General features: G+C 34.4%; 19 protein-coding genes. 13 read left to right on the forward strand and 6 right to left on the reverse strand.

Annotation, left to right across the window (positions count from 1 at the left end; all coding sequences use genetic code 11):
* The first annotated feature begins 20 nt into the window (after nucleotides 1–20).
* On the forward strand, nucleotides 21–806 hold the full coding sequence (locus H8R22_RS12090) for a sulfite exporter TauE/SafE family protein (RefSeq protein WP_187010647.1): 786 nt from the start codon (nucleotides 21–23) through the stop codon (nucleotides 804–806).
* Between the two features lie 100 nt (nucleotides 807–906).
* Here the strand turns inward: H8R22_RS12090 and H8R22_RS12095 are convergent, their stop codons facing one another.
* A complete protein-coding gene (locus H8R22_RS12095) occupies nucleotides 907–2,439 on the reverse strand; it encodes a SulP family inorganic anion transporter (protein WP_187010648.1) in 1,533 nt (510 codons plus the stop codon).
* 368 nt (nucleotides 2,440–2,807) lie between these two features.
* On the opposite strand from H8R22_RS12095, the gene H8R22_RS12100 reads away from it, so the two are divergent.
* The 6 genes from H8R22_RS12100 to H8R22_RS12125 all read left to right on the forward strand — a co-directional run bounded on the left by H8R22_RS12100 (nucleotide 2,808) and on the right by H8R22_RS12125 (nucleotide 14,911).
* Nucleotides 2,808–8,069 carry an endonuclease gene (locus H8R22_RS12100; protein ID WP_187010649.1) on the forward strand — a complete coding sequence of 1,754 codons (5,262 nt, stop codon included), beginning with the start codon at nucleotides 2,808–2,810 and terminating at the stop codon, nucleotides 8,067–8,069.
* 334 nt (nucleotides 8,070–8,403) lie between these two features.
* Nucleotides 8,404–9,294: a DnaJ C-terminal domain-containing protein gene (locus H8R22_RS12105; protein WP_187010650.1), complete on the forward strand. Its 891-nt coding sequence runs from the start codon at nucleotides 8,404–8,406 to the stop codon at nucleotides 9,292–9,294.
* A complete protein-coding gene (locus H8R22_RS12110) occupies nucleotides 9,291–9,584 on the forward strand; it encodes a chaperone modulator CbpM (protein WP_187010651.1) in 294 nt (97 codons plus the stop codon). The genes H8R22_RS12105 and H8R22_RS12110 overlap by 4 nt, the downstream gene beginning before the upstream one ends.
* A 265-nt stretch (nucleotides 9,585–9,849) precedes the next feature.
* Nucleotides 9,850–12,870 (forward strand): PAS domain S-box protein, encoded by a 3,021-nt coding sequence (locus H8R22_RS12115; RefSeq protein WP_187010652.1) that lies wholly within the window; start codon nucleotides 9,850–9,852, stop codon nucleotides 12,868–12,870.
* Nucleotides 12,857–13,243, forward strand: coding sequence for a response regulator (locus H8R22_RS12120; RefSeq protein ID WP_187010653.1), 387 nt, complete (start codon nucleotides 12,857–12,859; stop codon nucleotides 13,241–13,243). Before H8R22_RS12115 ends, H8R22_RS12120 begins: the two co-directional genes overlap by 14 nt.
* 453 nt (nucleotides 13,244–13,696) lie before the next feature.
* The gene (locus H8R22_RS12125) at nucleotides 13,697–14,911 is read left to right on the forward strand and encodes a cation:proton antiporter (RefSeq protein ID WP_187010654.1); all 1,215 of its coding nucleotides are present in this window, start codon (nucleotides 13,697–13,699) and stop codon (nucleotides 14,909–14,911) included.
* A gap of 45 nt (nucleotides 14,912–14,956) precedes the next feature.
* Here the strand turns inward: H8R22_RS12125 and H8R22_RS12130 are convergent, their stop codons facing one another.
* Nucleotides 14,957–15,592: a porin family protein gene (locus H8R22_RS12130; protein ID WP_187010655.1), complete on the reverse strand. Its 636-nt coding sequence runs from the start codon at nucleotides 15,590–15,592 to the stop codon at nucleotides 14,957–14,959.
* A 57-nt stretch (nucleotides 15,593–15,649) separates the two neighbouring features.
* A complete protein-coding gene (locus H8R22_RS12135; RefSeq protein WP_187010656.1) occupies nucleotides 15,650–16,774 on the reverse strand; it encodes a cysteine desulfurase family protein in 1,125 nt (374 codons plus the stop codon).
* 234 nt (nucleotides 16,775–17,008) lie between these two features.
* Between H8R22_RS12135 and H8R22_RS12140 the strand changes: the two genes are divergently transcribed.
* Complete coding sequence (locus H8R22_RS12140) at nucleotides 17,009–17,959, forward strand: hypothetical protein (protein ID WP_187010657.1); 951 nt, start codon at nucleotides 17,009–17,011, stop codon at nucleotides 17,957–17,959.
* An 86-nt stretch (nucleotides 17,960–18,045) separates the two neighbouring features.
* Here the strand turns inward: H8R22_RS12140 and H8R22_RS12145 are convergent, their stop codons facing one another.
* On the reverse strand, nucleotides 18,046–18,597 hold the full coding sequence (locus tag H8R22_RS12145) for a Smr/MutS family protein (protein ID WP_187010658.1): 552 nt from the start codon (nucleotides 18,595–18,597) through the stop codon (nucleotides 18,046–18,048).
* Entirely contained in the window at nucleotides 18,587–18,772 is a 186-nt protein-coding gene (locus H8R22_RS12150; RefSeq protein WP_187010659.1) for a hypothetical protein, read from the reverse strand. The genes H8R22_RS12145 and H8R22_RS12150 overlap by 11 nt, the downstream gene beginning before the upstream one ends.
* 103 nt (nucleotides 18,773–18,875) lie before the next feature.
* Here H8R22_RS12150 and H8R22_RS12155 point away from each other — a divergent pair, with 103 nt between their 5' ends.
* The 5 genes from H8R22_RS12155 to H8R22_RS12175 all read left to right on the forward strand — a co-directional run bounded on the left by H8R22_RS12155 (nucleotide 18,876) and on the right by H8R22_RS12175 (nucleotide 23,194).
* A complete protein-coding gene (locus tag H8R22_RS12155; protein WP_187010660.1) occupies nucleotides 18,876–19,154 on the forward strand; it encodes a DUF2752 domain-containing protein in 279 nt (92 codons plus the stop codon).
* A gap of 494 nt (nucleotides 19,155–19,648) precedes the next feature.
* Nucleotides 19,649–20,440 carry a serine O-acetyltransferase EpsC gene (epsC, locus tag H8R22_RS12160; protein ID WP_187010661.1) on the forward strand — a complete coding sequence of 264 codons (792 nt, stop codon included), beginning with the start codon at nucleotides 19,649–19,651 and terminating at the stop codon, nucleotides 20,438–20,440.
* A gap of 1 nt (nucleotide 20,441) precedes the next feature.
* The gene (gene cysM, locus H8R22_RS12165) at nucleotides 20,442–21,329 is read left to right on the forward strand and encodes a cysteine synthase CysM (protein ID WP_187010662.1); all 888 of its coding nucleotides are present in this window, start codon (nucleotides 20,442–20,444) and stop codon (nucleotides 21,327–21,329) included.
* Nucleotides 21,330–21,779 carry a GNAT family N-acetyltransferase gene (locus tag H8R22_RS12170; RefSeq protein ID WP_187010663.1) on the forward strand — a complete coding sequence of 150 codons (450 nt, stop codon included), beginning with the start codon at nucleotides 21,330–21,332 and terminating at the stop codon, nucleotides 21,777–21,779.
* 122 nt (nucleotides 21,780–21,901) lie between these two features.
* On the forward strand, nucleotides 21,902–23,194 hold the full coding sequence (locus H8R22_RS12175) for a CPBP family intramembrane glutamic endopeptidase (RefSeq protein WP_187010664.1): 1,293 nt from the start codon (nucleotides 21,902–21,904) through the stop codon (nucleotides 23,192–23,194).
* Nucleotides 23,195–23,317: 123 nt separating this feature from the next.
* Here H8R22_RS12175 and H8R22_RS12180 read toward each other — a convergent pair whose 3' ends face one another.
* Nucleotides 23,318–23,728: an OsmC family protein gene (locus tag H8R22_RS12180; RefSeq protein WP_187010665.1), complete on the reverse strand. Its 411-nt coding sequence runs from the start codon at nucleotides 23,726–23,728 to the stop codon at nucleotides 23,318–23,320.
* Between the last annotated feature and the right edge of the window lie 210 nt (nucleotides 23,729–23,938).

The following is a 23,938-nucleotide window of genomic DNA, read 5'->3' on the forward strand; positions in this document are numbered from 1 at the left end:
CTTTGTAAAAAAAAGTATAGATGGAATATATTGGTTATTTAGCTTCAATCATTATCGGACTGTCCTTAGGACTAATTGGAGGCGGAGGTTCTATTCTGGCAGTACCTATCCTTGTTTACCTTTTTAAAATAAGTCCAGAGCAGTCTACTACTTATTCTTTATTTATAGTTGGTTTCACTTCTATGATCGGTTCTTATAGCCATTATAAATTAGGGAATTTAAAAATTAAGTCAGCGATAATTTTTGCTGTTCCTTCAATAATCTCTCTACTTTTTATTCGGAGATCAGTTCTTCCCTACATACCATCAAACATAGGCTCAATAGATGGTTTTGATATTACAAAGGACTTGCTCATCATGATTGTTTTTGCCATGCTGATGGTTGCGACTTCCTTCTCGATGATTAAAAAAACAAAAATAATAGTAGAGGCTTCTGAAATTAATTTCACAATGCTTGCCGTTATAGGATTATTAGTAGGTGTAATAATAGGCTTTCTAGGTGCAGGTGGTGGTTTTTTAATAATTCCTGCTTTACTTTTTTTTGGAAATCTACCTATGAAACAAGCGGTAGGGACTTCCCTATTCATTATTTTTATTAACTCGATGATAGGTTTTACAGGTGATTTACTCGCTGGTATAACAGTCGATTATAAATTTCTTGTCATTATATCATTAATGGCTATTATAGGTTTAATTATTGGTACTACTTTGTCTAAAAAAATAGATGGTAGTAAACTAAAGCCAGCTTTTGGTTGGTTTGTATTAGTGATGGGAATTTATATCATTACCAAAGAGTTGTTTTTTTAGTAATAAAAAAGAGTAGACTAATCGCACTTAATTACGCACCATTTTATTTATCCCGATTTTTAAAAAAAAAGCCTCGAATAATTTCAAGGCCTTTTTTCTTTTAATCTACTGCAACTTTGTATGTAGGATCTTCCATTATATTAACTTCAATTACTTCCTCAGCATTGTGAAGTAATTGACGACAATCTGAACTAAGATGCCTTAAATGCACCTTTTTATTAATTTTAGCATAGCGCTCTGTAATTTTGTTTAGCGCATCTATCGCGCTCATATCGGCAATTTTACTTTCTCTAAAATCGATAATTACTTCGGCAGGATCATTGAAAACATCAAATTTTTCAGCAAATGCTGTTGTAGATCCAAAAAAGAGAGGTCCGAAAATTTCATAATGTTTTACCCCTTTATCATCCATATATTTTTTTGCACGGATACGTTTAGCACTTTCCCATGCAAATACTAAGGCTGAAATAATAACACCTATTAGTACCGCTAAAGCCAAATTATGCAACATAATTGTGATAATAGCGACTAAAATTCCAACAAAAATATCATGTTTTGGCATTTTGTTTATGATTCGAAAACTAATCCACTCAAACGTACCAATTGCAACCATCACCATAACACCTACAAGCGCTGCGATTGGTAATCTTTCAATTACAGGAGCTCCAAATAAAATAATAATTAAAATAGTTAATGCAGCCACAATACCAGATAGTCGCGCTCTTGAACCAGCTGATAAATTCACTAATGTTTGTGCAATCATTGGACAGCCACCCATTCCGAAGAAAAAGCCATTTAAAATATTCGCACTACCTTGAGCAATACATTCTCTATTTCCTTTTCCTTTTGTTCCTGTGATTTCATCTACTAAGTTTAATGTCAATAGCCCTTCAGTAAGTCCTACAGATGCCATTATCAAGGCATATGGGAAAATTATTTGTAATGTTTCAAAAGTCAAAGGGATATTTGGAATATGGAATGGAGGAAAACCACCACTAATTGAAGCGATATCTGCCACCGTTTTAGTTTCAATACCCAAACCTAAAACCAATCCAAATACCACGATGATGGCTACTAAGGAGGCTGGGATCGCTTTTGAAACCTTTGGGAAAAGCAACACAATAGAAATTGTTAAAAGCACCAATCCTACCATAATATAAAGTGGGCTTCCTGACAACCAAACACTTTCTCCATTTACAATCGTTTTAAATTGATCTAGTTGAGATAAGAATATGATAATGGCTAATCCGTTTACAAACCCGAACATTACAGGTTGGGGCACCAGCCGAATGAATTTACCTAATTTAAATAGTCCTACAATAATTTGAATAACTCCTGCTAATGCTACGGCTGCAAAGACATACTCAAGACCATTGGATTTCATTAATGCAATCAAAACAATTACTGTTGCTCCAGCTCCTCCAGAGACTAATCCTGGTCTACCACCAAAAACAGCTGTAACAAGTCCCATAATAAAAGCTGCATATAGTCCTACTAACGGAGGAAAACCAGCCAAAATTGCAAAAGATAGTGATTCTGGAATCATCGTCATTGCAACCGTTAAACCCGCTAAAATTTCTGTTTTGTAATTTACTTTTTGTGTGAAGTCAAATAAATTGAGGTACTGTTTCATTCGTTATTTTAAAAAATTTATAAAAATAGCTTGGTAAAATTGATGTTTACACTAATAGATATGATTCTCTTTCTATTGAAATTAAATAGAAAATATCAAAAGTAAAAAAGACGTTCTAGAAAATAGTTATTCACTATTTTAATAAAATGCAAATGTAAACCATTTTTATTGATGTTCAAAGGCAATGAATTAATCACTACTAGCCATTCTATATAGCTATTAAATAATCAGTTATTACTGTAAATTATTAGATAATCATCTAACAAATAGCATCAATTGTTAATAATTTTAACAATTTGTTAATATAAAGAATCTTAACAAATTACATTATTGAATACATTTACAGTCCAATAAATTAATTTAAAATTATGAAGCAATTTTACTTAAAAACGCAGTTTATTCTAGTAGCTGTATTTTCTTTTTTAAGTGTTATTTCATTTGCTCAAGTTCCAACTTACTACAATGGAACTAACATTAGCCAAAATGGAACCACCTTAAAGTCAAGTCTTGCCACCTTAATAAGTAGCAACACAATTAACTTGAGTTATACTCCAGGAGTATGGGATGCTTTAAAACAAACTGACCTAGATCCAACTGATCCTACTAAAGTGTTATTAATATACGGTTACAACGACACTGATACCGACACTTTTAATGATCGTACTCGTTCTAAGGACGCTAACGGTGGTAATAGTGGTAATTGGAATAGAGAACACGTTTATGCAAGGTCATTAGGCAACCCCAATTTAGGTAGCGAAGGACCTGGAAGTGATGCACATCACTTGAGAGCTTCAGATATTACTTTAAATGCCACACGAAATAACTATCCTTTTGGAGCTAGTTCAGGTAACGCAAAATTAATAAATGGGACTTACTTTTATCCTGGGGATGAATGGAAAGGAGACATTGCACGTATGGTAATGTACATGTACCTGAGATATGGAAATCAATGTCTTCCTAATGTAGTTACCGTGGGAACAAATACTTTTAATGCAGATATTCCGGATATTTTATTGCAATGGAATGTTGAAGATCCGGTTTCTCAAATCGAGATTAATAGAAATACAATTTTAGAAGGCGTTCAAGGAAATCGAAATCCCTTTATTGATAACCCTGCATTTGCAACTGCAATTTGGGGAGGGCCACAAGCACAAAACAGATTTGATGGTAGCGTAATAATGGATACCGAAGCCCCTTCTGTTCCTGCAACATTATTTGCAACTAATACTACAGCTACGGAAACAACTTTAACATGGGTACAGTCAACAGATAATGTAGGTGTATTGGGCTACCGTATTTTTAACGGAACAGTACAGATAGCATCATCATCTACTGCCAATTATGTTTTGACAGGCTTGACAGCTAATACTAATTATACTTTTTCAGTTAAGGCTTTTGATGCGGCTGGAAACATTTCTAATAACAGCAACAGTATAGCAGTTAAAACTTTAGTAGGCACGCCACCTCCAACTCCATCAGCATCTGTGGTGTTTATCAATGAAATTCATTACGATAACGCGGGAACAGACGTAGGAGAAGGAGTAGAAATTGCCGGAACCGCTGGAACAGATTTAACTGGGTGGAGTATTATTCCCTATAATGGTGCCGTAGGATCTGGAGCTACTTATACACCAATTGGTACATTATCAGGTATAATACCAAATCAATCAAATGGCTTTGGAACCGTTTTCGTGACAATTAGTGGCTTACAAAATGGATCTCCAGACGGGATTGCTCTAGTAGATGCTTCGGGTAAAGCGGTACAATTTTTAAGTTATGAAGGTAGTTTTACAGCTACTAATGGACCTGCAATTGGAATGACAAGTTTGGACATTGGAGTTTCGCAAAACGGATTAGAAGCTGCTGGCTTATCGTTACAATTAAAAGGTAACGGAACGCAATACAGCGATTTTACGTGGCAAGCAAGTGCTAAAAGCACGTATGGAGCTATCAATAATGGGCAATCATTTACACTTATTACCGCTCCTGTTACTGCACCTGCAAATGTGACGGCAAGTAACATTACTCAAACAGCTGCCACCTTAACGTGGGATGCAGTAACAGCAGCATCTTCTTATGAAATTTATAATGGAACTGTACAAGTGGCAAGTTCTACCACTACTTCTTTCACATTAAGTAATCTAACTGCAAATACTACTTATAATTTTACAGTGGTGGCTCTAGATGCTAACGACAACGCATCTGAAGCAAGTGCTGTAGTAAGTGTTAAAACATTAACTAATACCACCCCAATAACTGCTGGTTCTGTTTTCATTAATGAAATTCATTATGACAACGCAGGATCAGATGTAAACGAAGGAGTAGAAATTGCTGGTTTAGCCGGGATTGACGTTACAGGGTGGAAAATCATTCCGTACAATGGAGCAAATGGCGCGAGTTATACACCTATAGGAACGTTCTCTGGAATCATACCTAATCAATTAAATGGATATGGAACAGTACATGTACCCATTCCAGGACTACAAAATGGAGCACCCGATGGACTAGCTTTAGTTGATGCTGAAAATAAGGTAGTACAGTTTTTGAGTTATGAGGGAAGTTTCACGGCAACCAATGGTCCTGCTATTGGTATGACTAGTACTGATATTGGTATCGAGGAAACTAGTACAGCAACAGTTGGTAACTCTCTTCAATTAACTGGTAGAGGAACAAAATACAGTGATTTTACGTGGGAAACAGCAGCAAGCACTTCTGGGTCAACTAACAAAGGACAAAAATTTGGAGATCTAGTATTCATCAACGAAATACACTATGACAATGCTGGAACGGATATAGGAGAAGGTGTTGAAGTTGCTGGTTATGCCGGAATTGACTTAACAGGCTGGAGCCTTGTTCCTTATAATGGAAGCGGAGGAGCAAGCTACACTCCCGTAGGAAATTTATCAGGAATTATAGCTGATCAATTAAATGGATACGGAACTGTTTTTGTTCCTATTTTAAATTTACAAAATGGTGCTCCTGACGGACTTGCTTTGGTTGACCCTAACGGTAAAGTGATTCAGTTTATAAGTTACGAAGGCAGTTTTACTGCGACTAACGGTCCTGCAAATGGCATGACAAGTACCGATATTGGAATAACAGAGGAAAGTAACGCCGCTGTTGGAACCTCACTTCAACTAATTGGTGCTGGATTTACATATGCCGATTTTACTTGGCAATCAGCTACTGCTACTTATAATGCGGTAAATAAAGGTCAGTTTTTTGGTAATGCTAGCGAGATCATTGTTGTGCTTCCAATAGCCGAAGCGAGAACAAAAGTAGATGGCGAAATTGTAACCGTTACTGGTACTTTGACCGTTTCAGATCAATTTGCAGGTTCTGCTTATATCCAAGATGGTACCGGAGCAATAGCTGTTTTTGATAAAACAGTTCACGGATCAGGACTTTTTAAAATAGGTGATTCTTTGACCATTACTGGAACAAAAAGCACATACACTGAACAAGTTCAAATTAGTCCTGTAAGCGCAGTTACTAATAATGGTCCAGCTACTGCACTTATTGAACCTAAAACGATTACTTTAAGTGAGATGGCAAATCACCCGGCTGAATTAGTTCGAATCGTAAATACTGCTTTTCCTAAGCCTGGTGCTATAATTTTTGGTAATTCAAGTATTAATATTACAGATTTAAGTGGAGCAGCACAATTGCGTTTAGATGCTGACGTGAGTGATCTTGTAGGGTTTGCACAGCCTGCTAATTGTTCTGAAATCGTAGGAGTTGTAGCAAATTACTTTGCTACTCAGCAATTATTACCTAGAATGAGAGCCGATTTTCCTTGTGCAAATAAATACCAACAAATAGGAAATGATTTAGCTATTGCAAAAGATAAAACTTTAGATATAGCGACTTGGAATATAGCTTGGTTTGGTGATGAAAAAAATTCGCCCGCTGCAGGCAAACCAAATTCAGATGCGATACAAAAAGAAGCTGTTAAGAATGTTTTACAACAACTAGATGCAGATATCTATGCTGTTGAAGAAGTTTCTGATGATGTATTATTCGCTCAAATGGTAAGTGAAATGAATGATTATAGCTTTGTATTATCAGAGGCTACTTCTTATCCAAGCGATAATACTAGTCCAAAACAAAAGGTTGGTTTCATCTACAAAAACAAAACAGTAAAACCGGTAAAAACTAAAGTATTACTACAAACAATACACCCTTTTTATAATGGAGGTAGTATTGCTGCTTTAACTAATTATCCAGATAGTGATAAATCAAGATTTTTTGCTAGTGGAAGATTACCGTTTATGCTAACAGCTGATGTAACCATTGGCGGAGACACAAAACAAATTAACATCATAGACCTTCACGCTAGAGCTAACACTAGTGGTGATGCACAAGGCAAATATGACATGCGTAAATTTGATGTCGAAGTTTTAAAAGATACTTTAGATGCTCAATATCCAACAGCAAACTTAATTCTGCTTGGAGATTATAATGACGATGTAGACTTCACGGTATCATCTGTAACTACAACAGTATCTACTTTTGAAGCTTATGTAAATGACAGTGCAAGATACAAAGTACTAACAAAAACATTGAGTGAACAAGGATTTAGGTCATACGCTACTTACGAAAATATGATTGATCATATCATGGTTTCTAATGAGTTAGCGGACTTGTATATTGATGGATCAGCAAGAGTACATTATGAATTCTTTACATCTGATTACACAAAAACAGCTTCAGATCACTTCCCTGTATCTGCAAGATTGCAATTAAAAGCATTCTCATTAGACGCTACAAACGCAACTAATATTAGCTGTAATGGTGAAGCTGACGGTACTGCCAAGGTCACTGTTTCTGGAGGTATCGCTCCTTACACCTATACTTGGAGTAATGGAACAAAATCAAATTTTAACGCTATTTCAAATTTAGAAGCAGGAATATATAACGTAGTAGTATTGGATGCATTAAACAATAAATTGACTGCTAATTTTACAATTACTGAACCTTCCTTAATTTCAATTCCTTCATCAGTTGAATCAACTGTATATTACGGGTATGCTAAAAACTCATGCACAACACTTGATGCAGGAAATATAACCGGAGGTGTATTACCATACACTTATCAATGGAGCAACGGAGCAACGACTAAAAGCATATCGGTTTGCCCAACGTCTACAACCATTTACACTTTAATTGTAAAAGATGCTAATGGCTGTTTATCGGCTACTGAAAAAAAGGTAAATGTTATCGATGTAAGCTGCGGAAATAATCCAAAAAATCCAAAAGTAGAAGTATGCCACAATGGAAAAACAATTTGTATTGATGAAAATGCAGTGGCTAGTCATTTAGCCCACGGTGATAAATTAGGAAGTTGTTCAACACAAATTGAAAATAGAACCACCTTTACTGATGTAGTTGTATTCCCTAATCCTTTCTTGAATACTGTAAATGTTACAGTTGATAGTGTGATTAATGTAAAAGTTGATTTAGCGATCTACAATTTCAGCGGACAATTAATTCAACAAACTACTCATGATGTTAAAAGTGGAAATTCAAACATACAATTAATTTTATCCAACTTACAAAAAGGAAACTATTTCTTAAAAACTATTATAAATGGAAAAGTTGATAATGTTAAGTACTTAATTAAAAAGTAATTCAACAACAACTTACATTTCATTACCCCCAAAAGCAAAGCCGTCAAAATTATTTTGCCGGCTTTATTTGTATAATGCATCACTGCGACAACTTAGTCCCTAAAGACTGAGCAAGTAGTAAAGATTAGGCAGCTTCAACAAACTATCTAAAACCTAATCTATAATACAAACTATAACTTCGTAACGTAAATTAATTCATACACTTGAAATAAAACAATTTACAAAGTACTTTTTATGATTTAATGAGTAAATTTGGGAATAAGATTAAATTACTACTTACTAAACTATTCTCTAAATACAAACAAACTGAATCCGTAATTAATAAGACTTTACTATGGCATTTATAGATTATTACAAAGTCCTTGAAATAGACAAAAAAGCAACCGAGACAGAGATAAAAAAAGCTTATCGAAAAATGGCTCGTAAATACCATCCGGACTTAAACCCAAATGATAAGCAAGCCGAATTAAAGTTTAAAGAACTTAACGAAGCCAATGAAGTATTGAGTAACCCTGAAAACAGAAAGAAATACGATCAATACGGAGAAAATTGGGAACATGGAGCTGAATACGAAAAAGCAAAACAGCAGCAAACCCAAAACCAAGGCAACAGATCGCAAGGAGGTTTTCAAGGATTTGAAGGTGGTGATTATTCTGATTTTTTTGAATCTATGTTTGCTGGACAAGGAAACAGAGGCAGAAACTCGGGCTATAAAGGACAAGATTTTAATGCCGAACTTCATCTTGATCTAAAAGATGTTTACAGCACCCATAAACGAACCTTAACTATCAATGGGAAAAACATACGGCTAACCATAGAAGCTGGTATAGAAAATGGACAAGTAATTAAAATTGCAGGGTATGGGGCTGAAGGAGCTAATGGCGGACCAAAGGGAGATCTCTACATAACTTTTTCTATTAGTAACAATACGAATTTCAAAAGAGACAAAAATAATCTCTATACATCCGCTGAAATAGATCTTTACACCGCTGTACTTGGAGGTGATATTACCGTGGACACCTTTGATGGTAAGGTAAAACTTAAGGTTGCAGCAGGTACTCAAAATGGAGCCCAAATAAAATTAAAAGGAAAAGGGTTCCCTATTTATAAAAAAGAAAAAGAGTTTGGCGACCTCTACATCACGTACCAAATTCAAATTCCAGAAAACATCTCAGAAAAAGAAAAAGATTTATTTAAGCAACTTTCTAATTTAAGAACATCATGATGATAGAAAACCTTATTCCCATTGACGTATTATGCGTAAAATATCAAGTAAATGATCAGTTTTTTAATAGTCTAGTAGCTACAGGACTACTAGAAATTCATAGTATCCAAGAAGTCGCCTATATACAAAAAGATTCCCTCTACGAAATCGAAAAAATAATGAGGTTGCATCAAGATCTGGAGGTTAACTTGGAGGGAATAGATATTGTTTTAAATCTATTACAAAAGATTGATGACTTACAAAAAGAAATGCTAGCACTTAAAAACCGCTTGTCATTATACGAAAATTAAGTTCGAGCATTTTACTTTAGGTCGATAGTAATACAAAAGAAACTTGGCATTAAAGTAAACGCAAACTAAAGCCAATAATTTAACCAAGTAAAATTTCTTACTTTTTTAGCTTTTTTCTAAAAAAAATATAAAATTATTACTACCTTGTTTACTTTTTTATTTACTATAAATAAAGTTACAAAGTAACAGTTTACTTGAAGTCAAGTTTTCAAATTCGACCAAGAGTTTCCTTAGTAAAAATTTTAAAGTTAAAAATTAGAATCCGATGAATAAATCGAGCCAAAAACTTTTGGATCACATTAATAAAGACGCTTCCCTTTTTGATTTCATACAGAAATGGGACGTAGATGGCCTAATATACACCGATATTATCAATCCTGAAAACGTCTGGATTAATTCAAAACTATGTACAAGTTTAGGTTATGATTACAACGAATATTTTAATCTTGAAAACATAGTAGAGACTACCGACCTATATGCCTATACCAAGGAAAAAGTTGTGGTACTGATTCATAAAAACGGATCAAAGCATAGTATGAAATGCAAACATAAAACCATTACAAATAGCCTTGGAGAAACGATCGCCTATGTAAGCTGTTTCAGAGGATCAAATTTAAATCCTGACCCTCAGAAGTATTTGAAGAAATTGAAAAAACAAGGAGAGTTTCTTGAAAAATCAAACGAAGCTGCACTAATTGGGTATTGGGAAGTAAACCTAAAAAAACAAAAAATATTTTGGAGTAGAATTACAAGAGAAATTCACGAAGTTCCATCAGATTACACTACAAATTTAGAAACTGCAATTAATTTTTTTGTTGAGGGTAAAGCCAAAGAGAGTATAATACGTCACTTTAATTCCTGTGTGACTGAAGGAACATCGTATGACCTAGAATTACAAATAACAACCTTCAAAGGAAATCTCAAATGGGTTAGAGCGATAGGTCAAGCCATTTCATCAAAGGGTATCTGTACAAAAGTGTATGGAACTTTTCAGGATATAACGAAGGTCAAGGAAGCTAATTTATCTTTACAACAACAAAAAGAAAAGTTACAGAGTATCATAATATCTACTAATTCCGGTACATGGGAATGGAATATTCAAACTGATGAAACGCAGCATAATGAGATATGGGCTAATATTATAGGTTATTCACTTGATGAGATAGCGCCAGTAACTACCGAGAAATGGAGGAATTTAATTCACCCCGATGATGTGATTGTGTCTAATTTAAAAATGAAAGATTGCTTTGATCAAAAGGTAGATCACTATGAAGCTGAGTACCGAATTAGGCATAAGGATGGCCATTGGATTTGGGTTCTCGATAAAGGAAAAATAATTAGTAGGACGGCAGACAATAAGCCTTTACTGATGTTTGGCATTCATACGGATATAACAGAGCAAAAAAAATCGGTTTTAAGGAACATGCTTTTTATTGAGCAGACTCCTACTGCTATTGCTATGTTAGATACCCAAATGAAATACCTAGCCGCTTCTAAAAAATGGCAAGAAGACTATAAATTAACTACTAAAAATATTGTTGGAGTATCTCATTATGAACTATTTCCCAGAACTAGCGATAAATGGAAACAACATCATCAAAATTGTTTAAAAGGAATACCAATTAAGCGTGAAGAGGAAAAATTTTTTAGAAAAGATGGCTCTGTACAATGGATTTCTTGGGAATTAAAACCGTGGTTCAATGACAATGGAACTGTGGGCGGCATCTTGATACACACCGCAAATATTACAGCCAGAAAAAAGACAGAAGAGCAGCTTAGAATTAGTGAAGCCGCTTTTAGAGGAAATTTTGAGAACGCTGCCGTAGGAATGGCCTTCATTGATAAAAACGGAAAATGGCTGAAAGTAAATTCTAGAATTTGCGAAATTTTAGGATACACAAAGGAAGAACTAGTACAAAAAACATTTCAAGAGATAACACATCCCGATGATCTTGAACTTGACATGCAGCTCTTAAAAGAAATCATTCAAGGAAAAAGAACTTATTATCACATGAAAAAAAGGTACTTTTCTAAGGATAATAAAATGGTATACATCATTTTAGGAGTTTCAGCAGTTAGAGACGAAGGAAATGAAATTTTATACTTTATTTCTCAAATTATAGACATTACTGCTCAAAAAGTAGCCGAACAACAATTAGAAGAGAATAATGCCAAGATAAAAGCATTATTTGAAGCAAGTACCCACGTTGCACTGATCGAAACCGATCAACACGGATTAATTACAACGTTTAATAAAGGAGCTGAAAATTTGCTAGGATATGGTAAAGAAGAAATGATAAATAAGCACACTCCAATTGTGATTCATCTTGAAGAAGAAATTAAAGAAAGGTCAAAAGAAATTTTAGAGGAGCACAATGACGTAGTTAAAGGGTTTGATGTTTTTATTTACAGGGCAAGCAAAGGACAATTTGAAACTAGAGAATGGACCTATGTTAAAAGTGATGGGTCTCAATTTCCTGTTCAATTAACTGTAACCGCAGTAGTTAGGGATAATAAAATTACAGGGTATTTAGGAGTAGCAGCAGATATTAGTTACATCAAAAAAACCGAAAAAGATATTCAATCATTACTTGAAGTCACGAAAGACCAAAACGAACGATTAAAAAACTTTGCACATATCGTGTCACATAATTTACGTTCGCATTCTGGGAATATAGGAATGATGCTCGATCTATACGCACACGAATACCCTGAAATGCAAAACAATGAATACATTGAATTACTAAATAGTGCCTCTACTAATCTAAAAGAGACAATAGCTCACTTGAATGAGATTGTTTTAATGAATACCGTTATAGCAGAAAACTTAGATCGACTAAATTTACATTCTTATATGGAGAAAACCATAAAAAACGTGAGTGCTATAGCTAATGGAGCTGCAGTGCAAATTGAAAACGGAATTGACTCATCGATAGAAATACTGGCTATTCCTGCTTATTTAGAAAGTATTTTGTTAAATTTTGTAACAAATGGTATAAAATATAGCACTAATGATAGAGAAAGTTTTATCAAAGTATACGCCACATACGAACAAGAATATGTTGTGCTACACATCGAGGATAACGGAATAGGCATCGATTTAAAGAAGAATGGAGATAAACTATTTGGTATGTATAAAACATTTCACACGAATAAGGATGCTCGTGGGATTGGATTGTTTATATCAAAAAATCAAATAGAATCAATGAACGGTAAAATTAAAGTCGAAAGTGAAGTAAATGTAGGAACAACATTTAAAATATATTTTAATTATGAAAAAAATTAATATTGCCTGCATAATTGATGATGATCCAATTTTTGTTTTTGGAACAAAAAAAATCATGGAAATGACTAACTTTTGCGAAAGCATAGTTGTGTATGAAAATGGAAAAGAGGCCTACGAAAGTTTAAAAGCAATTATTCTTGCCAATGAACCTCAGCCTGATATCATCTTACTAGATTTAAATATGCCTGTTTGGGATGGATGGCAATTTTTAGATGAATTTATTCAAATTCCTAATAAAAAAACAATAACAATTTACATCATAACAAGCTCTGTAGATCCTGCTGATGTCCAGAAAGCTAAAAAGTATGATGCGATAAGCAGCTACATAGTAAAACCAATCACAACAGCTGAACTAAAGAAAATTTTAAATTAAATAAGCTTATAGGCTTTGATATTACGTAGAGCAAATCATTAATAGTACTAAGTTTGTTCATCACTTTTGCGTTACCTCCCCTCTAAATACCACCAATTTTTTTTTCATCACTATAATTAGGAATTAAGTTTAGCTTATAGCTGCTGATTGATACCTAGTAGACTATTTAATTGATATAAGTACCAGTTTCATCCGCCTAAAATACACGAGCAGAAAAACTGATTTGCTAAAAAGCAGGGCTATACTCTACTTACTATTTTATCACATTTGATTTTTATAAACAGAAGTAAATAGTTTGACAGCAACAAATTAAGAATAAACGATAATTAATTTGCCCTTTTTTATGCTTACAATGCAGTATTTTTTTGTAATATCACACTCTAAAATGCTATATTTAAAAATTACGTTACCATAATTTACTTGGTGGCGGTACAACATACATAAAAAAAGTCTATGACAATCATAATCGCACTTTGCCTTTTATTACTAGTTGCATATTTATTTGATCTAACAGCAGCTCGCACACAAATCCCTTCTGTAATCTTACTGTTGGTTTTAGGGTGGTTCGTTAGAGAAGCAACGCTATTACTAGATATCGAAATCCCAGATCTAAGCTCTACTCTACCTATTCTTGGTACAATTGGTCTGATTTTAATTGTTCTAGAAGGCTCGCTTGAACTAGAGCTAAATAAATCTAAAATAGGATTGATTAAAAAATCCTCTTTAGGGGCTTTTCTTCCACTGGTAGTCCTAGCCATAGCCTTAGCTTATATGATGCATTATTACGGCGGTTATTCCTTCAAAGACTGTCTGACAAACGCAATTCCATTTTGCGTGATTAGTAGCGCAATAGCGATACCTAGCGTACGAAACTTAAGCAAAGATCAAAAAGAGTTTATTATTTATGAAAGTAGTTTATCTGATATTTTTGGTGTGATTCTATTTAATTTTGTAGCATTCAACGCAACCTTTGGACTGGAAACTTTCGGGTATTTTTGTCTTGAATTATTAATAATAATTGTGATCTCCTTTGTAGCTACGATTTTACTATCTTTTTTACTTAATAAAATAGACCATCATATCAAGTTTGTACCGATCATTCTTCTAATTATATTAATCTACGAAATTTCTAAAATTTGGCATCTACCTGCTTTAATATTCATTCTTGTTTTTGGATTGTCTATTGGTAATTTAGATGAGTTAAAAGGATACAAATGGACACAAAGTTTCCGTTTAGATTTGTTAAACAAAGAGGTTTCTAAATTTAAAGAACTTATTATTGAAGCTACTTTTTTAGTTCGTGCTTTGTTCTTTTTACTTTTTGGATACCTGATCAAAACATCTGAAATAATTAATACAGACACGCTAGGATGGGCAGGAATAATAGTTTTGATGCTATTTGTGCTTCGCTTTATTCAACTAAAAATGTCCAAAATACCGCTATCACCATTGCTTTTCGTAGCGCCAAGAGGATTGATTACCATTTTATTGTTTTTAACTATTGCACCCGAAAGCACAATCGATATTGTAAACAAGTCACTGATCATACAAGTTATTTTACTAACTGCTATTGTGATGATGCTAGGTTTGATGATAACTTCTAAAAAAGGAGAGCAAAAAATTGAAAAACCAATAGAAGGAACCCCGGAGGAATCCCCTTTGATCTAAATAAATAGCCGCTAAAAAGTTGATTACTTCCTAGCGGCTCTTTTATTACTTAAGCATAAAATTAAGACCAATATTAAAACTAGTGCGACTATTTGTAATACTGGAACCTGAGTTTTCTTTAAAAATATCTATAAACCCTACTTGCTCATCATACTCTAATGAAAGTTTCAATTTTTCTGAAAGCGGAATCTTTACGCCAACTCCTAACGAAGCACCAAAATCCATTGTGTTAAAGACTTTTGTTAATTTAGTATCAAAAGTAGTTTCTTTTGCATTTAGTAAAACCCCTGCATACGGTCCAAAATGCAAATACCAGTTTCTTTTTCTACCAAAGTGCCAGCTTGCCAGTACAGGAATGGTCAAATAATTTAAATTAAAATTTGTTTTATAGGAATCTTGGAGAGAAGGATCGAAAGACGAATTTTCTACAAAACCATTATCCCATCCCTTTTTGTCATAAATTAATTTACTTTTCAAACTCCATCTACTAGAGAAAAAATAATCTGCTGAGGCACTCAAATTAAACGCAGTACTTACGTCAGAGTTACCCTCATTATTTCCGACTGAGCTAAAATTAATGCCTGAATTAACACCTAACTCAATGTCTCCCTTACTATTTTGACCAAATGTTGCTATTGAAATCCCAAGTGCTAAAACACTACAATACCCTTTTAAATTCATTGCTTTTTTTTTCGCAAATGTATCAAATAAATAGTAGGAAAAACACTAGCCATTAACTTAAATTTTCTTCAAGGCGGCTATTAAAAGATCAACATCATTTTTAGTGTTAAATTGACTAAATGAGATGCGTAAACTTGGTTTTTTTAGATCTTCCACTGATAACATTTGTTCCAATACGTGAGAAGGCCTAATACTACCACTCTGACAGGCGCTACCACGGGAAACAGCAATTCCCTGCATATCTAAATGAAATAAAATCATAGCTGTTTTATCATTTGTAAAAGGCAACTGAACGTTGAGCATTGTATAAAAACCCTCTTTACTCCCGTTTATTTGATAGCCTTCAAGTTCTTGATCTAGTTGCTTTAATAAATAAGTACGTAAATTTGAAATATGCTTTTCGTCTTGTTCTAAATTATCATAAGAGATAGTTAGCGCCTTAGCCATTCCGGCAATTTGATGTAGAGCCTCGGTTCCTGGCCTAAGTCCTTTTTCCTGCTCTCCACCGTGAAAAAGGGGCTGTAATCCCGAATTTTTTCGAATAAATGCAAAACCAACACCTTTAGGACCATGGAACTTATGAGCGCTTGCCACTATAAAATCAGCAGAAACAACTTGTAAGTCGATAGTCTTTTTACCAATTGACTGTACCGTATCTGAGTGAAACAAGACATTATGCTCCCTACAAATCACTCCAACTCTTTCTAAGTCTAAAACAGTCCCTATTTCATTATTTACATGCATCAAGCTAACTAACGTTTTGACATCCTGAGCTAATAACTCCACTAGGTTCGTCAGGTCAATTTCTCCATTTGGTTTAACCGCAACAAAATCTACTTGAATACTATATTCCTTTTGCAACGCTAGAACCGTCTCTAAAACTGCATGGTGTTCAATTTTACTAGTGATGATTCTTTTGACTTTTAAGTCAACTACAGCCGATCGCAAAATCCAATTGTTGGCCTCTGTACCACAAGAAGTAAAAATAATTTCTTGAGCCGAAACATTAAATTGCTTCGCAATAGACTTTCTAGATAATTCTAAAATACTTTTAGCGTTGCGCCCGTAACTGTGTGTAGACGAAGGATTACCGTAATCATGTGACATAACTTTTGTCATTTCTTCAATAACCAAGGGATGTACTGCCGTAGTAGAGGCATTGTCGAGATATACTTTGTTCATTACTGTTTATTAAAAAATTAGATAAGAAATAAAAAGAGACAATTAAGATCTGTATCCATTCTTACTCTACTGCAAAGATAATCATTTCATCTATTGTACTTGAGTACAAGAGCAAGGCTTACCTTTATTCTTTTTGGGTCAAAAAAATTAATATATTGTTAAAATAGCTGTTTTTAAAGGAGACCGCAGTTGAAACAACTTAAAAATTCTATTTTTGTTACAAATATGTAAAACATGAAAAAAGTTATTAGTCTATTAATTATCGTCTTTGCAATAAACAGTTGCGATGATGGAAATTTAATACAGGAAAATATTAGTTTTGAAGATGTAGAAACAGTAGAAAGCTGTACTAATGGTATTATTTACAAGTTAAAAGATCAGGAAGCGCTAATAGTAGACATTCCTGCTACTACGTTTACCAATGAAACAACTACAAAAACATTAGATATTAACACGACAAACAGAGTGGTGTACCGTTTTTACAATGGAACTGTATCAACTGATAACATATGCGCAACTATCCCACCTGCTACACCAATTGTAACGGATCAATGGAGTGCTTCTGATGGACAAATAGTGGTTACCACGACTCCTATAAAAGAGACTAATGCGACTACTAATGGTACTAAAATAACTGGTTACAACCATAACATTACATTTAACAATGTGACGTTTGCAAAAAGTAATGGGAACCAAACTTACCCCACATTTCCTTTTGGAAATTACACCACTACCGCTACCACCCTACCCTTTTTATTTGATCAAACACTAGATAAATGTAGTACATCTAATCAGGTTTACAACTTTACAAGTAGCGAAGCGATGCAGTTAAATATTGATCCTAGCTTAATCGCAAATCAAGTTACTCCCTTAAATACGCCTAGAACAGGTTTACTAACAAGCACTACAAACAGCCTAACGTATCGTTTATTCTCAGGCGGTGTTTTAACAAATAGCTACTTTTGTAATACTGTTACACCTACTACCCCAACCGTAAATCAAGAGTGGAGTGCAGTTGCTGGAGTTAGTGCCGCAAGTGGCATAATAGAGGTCACTACCACTACTAGTGGACCCAATACTTTCAGGCATACTATCGTGCTAAAAAAGGTCACGTTTAAGAAAGGAAATGACAGCTTTTTGTTAGCAGATAGTTATAGTTTTGGAGACCTTTTCACCACCAATTAAAAAGAGAAAATCAGTCCTAATACCATATAAAAAAAACCCTCATTTGTTAGTTCAAATGAGGGCTTTTTTTTTGCTTTACAATAGTACTACCGATTACTTTGTTTGATATAAACTTCAGTAGCACCTTGACCATATTTTTGATAATTTGCTTCTTTAAAATCAATATTATCGTACCGACCTAATAAGAAATCAAGCTCGGCTTTTAAAACGCCTTCTCCAACTCCGTGAATAAAAACGATCTTAGGAATACGGTTTCTTATCGCAAATTCGATATGACGTTTTGCCGTTTCAGACTGTAAAGTCAAAATATCATAATTAGACATTCCGCGTTTATTGGGCACTAATTTTTCGATATGTAAATCGAATTCTGGCGCCGAAACTTCGTGCTTATCCTTACGTTCTTTGACAAAACTGCGTGGTTTTGGGATGGCTTTTTCCTTTTTTATTTCATCTACATTGATTCTTTTAATAGAATCCATTAAATTACTGGAATCGTTTACTTTAAGTAGTTCGTTGACAAAAAATGTCATCATAAAACCCTCCTCAGTTTCGATGGTAACCTCCTGCCCTTTGGTACTAATTACCACACCGTTTATGGCTTCGTCTAATACTGAAACTTTATCTCCTTTATTGAACATCTTCTTCCTCTTTATCTTGGTTCTTACTTGGTGTTTTTGCACTTAATCGCATCATGCCGTACATGAAAATCACTATAGCAATTACGGTCACATATACATTTTTATCAGGACTCACCTGCTCATAAAAAGCAACAACAATGGCGACGATCATTATTAAAATTACAATTTTTTTCATTTCCTTATTTTCAATTCTCAAAAGTAACACTTTTAAAATTGTCTTTCATTTTTATCGAAAAAGCTTTCTAATAATTTCGTAAATTACACCCAGATAAAAACACATGAATCTAGAAAAATACATGATCCCCTGCTTGAGCAAAACACTCTTTGGAATAGAGTGTTTGGGCTGCGGTTTTCAGCGTTCCCTTCTACTCCTTTTGAGAGGAGATTTTAGAGGTTCTTTTGAAATGTTTCCAGCCATTATCCCCTCCCTTTTATTCCTTGTTTTTATCGGTTTGCACTTAGTCAATAATCGTATTTTTAGTCAAAAAATTGTATTTGTTTTTGGAGTCATAAATGTAGTTTTTATGATTGCCGGTTATGCTTATAAGCATTATTAAATTTGCTTTTCTATTTCTGCGAAAGAAAAAAAAAATCCTTTCCTAAACCTTTTATGCTTTTTTCTTTTTTTTTCAGGAAATGTATTCTTTTCATCTGCTACTAACTTCCCCCCTAGTATTACTTACGAACTACTGTCCCATCCTCAAAAGAAATCCTATGTTGTCAAAAGGCTACTTTTTGAAATATTACCAAAACTTTCGTTAGCGTTCTCTCAATTTTGCGATCAAATCCCATAAATGAATTAGTAAGCTCCATCGCAATTAGTTTAAAAAATAGTATTGCTCGCTAGTACAATCATCAACTATTCAAGCTATTTTTTGACTGCTTTATTCAAAATAGTTCAATATCTTTGTTTTCGCTCCAATATTAGAAGTATTCTGAATGATTTCTCACATGAAATTATGGAAAAAACCTAATTCCCTGGTCCATTTAGTGAGAGTACTACTAAAAATGCGCACAATTTTTTTTCTATTAACATTTCAATCCCATAATCATGACAAGAGATCTGATTATTAAAAATATTGGCTTATTAAAAAGTCATTCGACGATTAACTACAGTATCAAAACAAAAACAGAAGTTTTTACTGAGAAACTATTTTACACTTTATTTGATAGTAATGCTCCGCTAGAAGAAAGTATTGATGAGTTAGAAAAACAATTCAAGGAAATATCGGCTATAGCCTGCAAAAAACCACATGCGTTGTGTGATTCGTATTGGGATAGTTTTCTTGATAAACTCCCATCAGTACTTGAAAAGCTAAAAAAAGATGCCGATTATATTCTTAAAAATGATCCTGCTTCTAACAGTATCGAAGAAGTCTACTTAGCGTATCCTGGTTTTTATGCCATTGCAATTTATCGGTTAAGCCATGAATTGTACAACTTAGATCTTTTACTCTTTTCGAGATTAATGAGTGAATATGCACACCGCATCACCGGAACTGATATTCATGCCGGAGCGCAAATTGCCTCTCCGTTTTTTATTGATCATGCAACCGGAATCGTTATTGGTGAAACCGCAGTTATCGAAAAAAAGGTCAAAATCTACCAAGGAGTAACTTTAGGTGCGCTCAGCGTAAGCAAGGACATGAAAAATGAAAAAAGACATCCAACGGTCGAAGAGGATGTTTGTATCTATGCCAATGCAACCATTTTAGGCGGCACCACCGTGATAGGCCGAAAGAGTATCGTGGGAGGAAACGCTTGGGTTACCAAATCGATTCCGCCAAAATCATTGGTATTAAACACAACAACAACCGAAGTTAAAATTAAAGAGATCAAATAATATGAAACCTCAAAATATTCTGAATCTTATAGGGAATACGCCATTAGTAGAATCTGTAAACTTAGTTAAGAACAAAAACGTAAAATTACTTTTAAAGCTCGAAGGGAATAATCCTGGAGGTAGTGTCAAAGATAGAGCAGCTTATAATATGATCGCCTCTGCCCTAGAACGTGGCGATATTAAAAAAGGTGATAAATTGATCGAAGCGACCAGCGGAAATACCGGAATCGCTTTGGCGATGATTGCGCAGCTAATGAACATAGAAATCGAATTGATCCTTCCAGAGGATTCGACAAAGGAACGAACGCAAACCATGAGAGCATATGGAGCCACTGTAATCCTTACACCAGCCAAAGAAGGGATTTTAGGCTCTAGGGATTACGCAGATAAAAAAGTGGCTGAGGGAGGCTATATTATGCTCAATCAGTTTGCCAATGAGGATAACTGGAAAGCACACTATAAAACTACAGGTCCTGAGATATGGAATGACACCGAAGGAACCGTAACGCATTTTGTCGCAGCGATGGGAACCACTGGTACGATTATGGGAACTTCTACTTATTTGAAAGAGAAAAACCCAAATATCCAAATCGTAGGTGCACAACCAAGTGACGGTTCGCAAATACCTGGAATTAGAAAGTGGCCACAAGAATATCTCCCTAAAATCTTTGATTCCGCAAAAGTGGATCGCATCGTAGAAGTAAGCGAAGCCGAGGCACGAGCAATGACTAAACGATTAGCATTAGAAGAAGGTGTTTTTGCAGGTATGAGTAGTGGTGGTTCAGTGGCTACAGCCATGAAACTTGCCGAAGAAATGGAATCAGGAGTTATTGTTGCCATTATTTGCGATCGCGGAGATCGTTATTTATCGTCTGATTTATTCGACTAAATGATAACTATACTAAAAACCAACGCTGACAATCCCGATTTTATACATTTGATTGAAGCTCTTGATAAAGATATTGCAGTTCGAGATGGCGATGAGCATACTTTTTACGCTCAATTTAATAAGACAGACGACATCAAAAACGTTATGGTAGCTTACGATAAAGATCAAGCTATAGGTTGTGGTGCCTTTAAAGCGTACCAAGGTTCCATAGCTGAGATTAAAAGAATGTATGTAACACCCGAAGGTCGAGGAAAAGGAATTGCAACTCAAATTCTTATCGGTTTACAGCAATGGGCTGCACAACATAATTTTACAAGTTGTATCCTTGAAACTGGACAAAAGTATCCCGAAGCGATAGCGCTATATTTAAAAAATGGCTTTCAAATAACCGAAAACTATGGCCAATACATTGGAATAGAAGATAGTGTTTGTTTTCAAAAAGAAATATAACAACAAAGGCGTTACGATTTGTAACGCCTTTGTTTATTCAAATGAGTAAAAAAGTAGAAAAAAATAGATATTATCTTACTTTTTAATATATTTGGAAACGAGTACACTAAAACTCTATAGTTATGACGCACACAATAAAACTAGCCTACACTGATCTTGTATTATTTTTAAAAAATCCCATAGACCAAGCAGGAGAACCCATTTCTACAAAACAAAAAATTAAACTCTTATTATCGTTACTCGCTATCGAGATTCCTTTTATTCTACTTTTTTCAATTCTATTACAAGGACTTGAGTCTCTAGAACTGGTTGATAATAAAGACCACTCCGTTTTAAAAATGATGCAATCAATGCCTGTTGCAGTCTTCTTTTTTGTCGCTGTAATTATAACCCCTTTTTTCGAAGAACTATTATTTCGATTGTATTTAAGATACCGGCACAATTACGTTTTCACAACGATTATTGGACTAGCCTCATTAACTGGATCTACCAATCGTGAGAAAACGTCCAATAGTCTACGCTCCTTCTGGACAAAACGTTACAAATACATCTTTTACTTCTCTGCGCTGATTTTTGGCTTTGTACATCTCTTCAATTTCCCGTTTTCCCTTACGATCCTATTGCTTTCGCCAATTTTAGTTGCTCCACAAATCATCCTAGGCTCCATCATCGGTTATTTACGCGTTCGTTATGGGTTTATGATGGGATTTTTTATGCATGCTTTACATAATGCCGTATTTGTTGGTTTAGGATTGTTGGCTATGTCGCAAAGTGCTGTTAAAGTTAATAGTAAAACAAAGGAATATGTTGTTGCAATTCGGGAGACCTTTGACAAACATGACGATAGTTCTTTAAAAAATTATCCCGATAGTTTGGTATATGAAAACGCAAGCTTAAAAGCGACTATCGCTTACTTACTAAAAACAAATGAAAGTCTATTGAACACCAATGATGCAAAAAAACTGGATTCTAGACTCAATTTTATTTTTAAAAACAAAACAAAGGATAGCATAAAAACCAAAAGCATGGCGTTAGAGCGGTTAATGAAAAGTTATGATTTTACGATAGGTAAAAAGATCCTTCCCACTACCGTCTGGCATCTAGAAGTTGTAAATCCTACTTTATTAACCAAACACAAATCAAACGGTGAACAAAGAGCAAATGAGGTTATAACAACCAAAGAAAAACTCACGCTAAAAAACTGCGGTATTAAGCAACTTAGCTTTGCTTTAAATCAAGATGGAAAACATCTAATTATCGATCAAACAAATGAAACTGCCATTTATGACTTTACTCTTTCAGTAGGTAATTTTGAAACGATGAAAGAGCAACTACAATCAAAATACGGAATAACATTAACCAAGCGTAAAATGAACTACGAGCACTCTCAAATTCTATTTAAGAAAAGTAAATAAGCTTTAAGATTACCAATTAAATCAACCTTTAATAAATATAAAAAAGGAGCTTGACGTTTTGTCAAGCTCCTTTTACTTTCAAGTCGCACCGGTTTTCCAGCTCAACTCTATACTGATAAAATACTAGCCTAAAACCGCTTCGGAACTGATTTTAGTATTTAGTAATTTTGAAATCGGACAATTTTTCTCTGCCTTGGTTACGAGCTCTTGAAAATCAGCTTCGCTAATCCCTTGCACTTTGGCGTGGACTGATAAGTGAGAACTTACCACGCTACCATCTTGAAAATCGACTACGCACTTTGTTTCGATGCTATCAATTTCATGACCAGCCTCACCGATATAAGCAGATAACTGCATGGTAAAGCATCCAGAATGTGCTGCTGCAATTAATTCCTCTGGATTTGTGCCTACTCCTGTCTCAAAACGAGAACCAAAAGAGTACTGTGTATCTTGTAATGTCGTACTTTCTGTAGTTAATTTTCCAGCTCCTTCTTTAAGCGAGCCATTCCATACTGCGGTTGCATTTCTTTTCATAATTAGTTTTTTTGATTATATCCAAATTTAACGAATTAAAAAAAGGGAATTAAATAGAAGCCGAATATTTAACTAAAATTTAAAATTAAAGCAAACTTATACCACAAGCAATTTACAGTAATTGTACTTAAAATATAAAATCGAATCGTATGGCAGATAAGGCTATCGCACTAAAATAAAAAAACCCCAATCAAAATCGATTGGGGTTCT

The sequence above is a fragment of the Flavobacterium kayseriense genome (assembly GCF_014305095.1).
Lineage (GTDB): Bacteria > Bacteroidota > Bacteroidia > Flavobacteriales > Flavobacteriaceae > Flavobacterium > Flavobacterium kayseriense.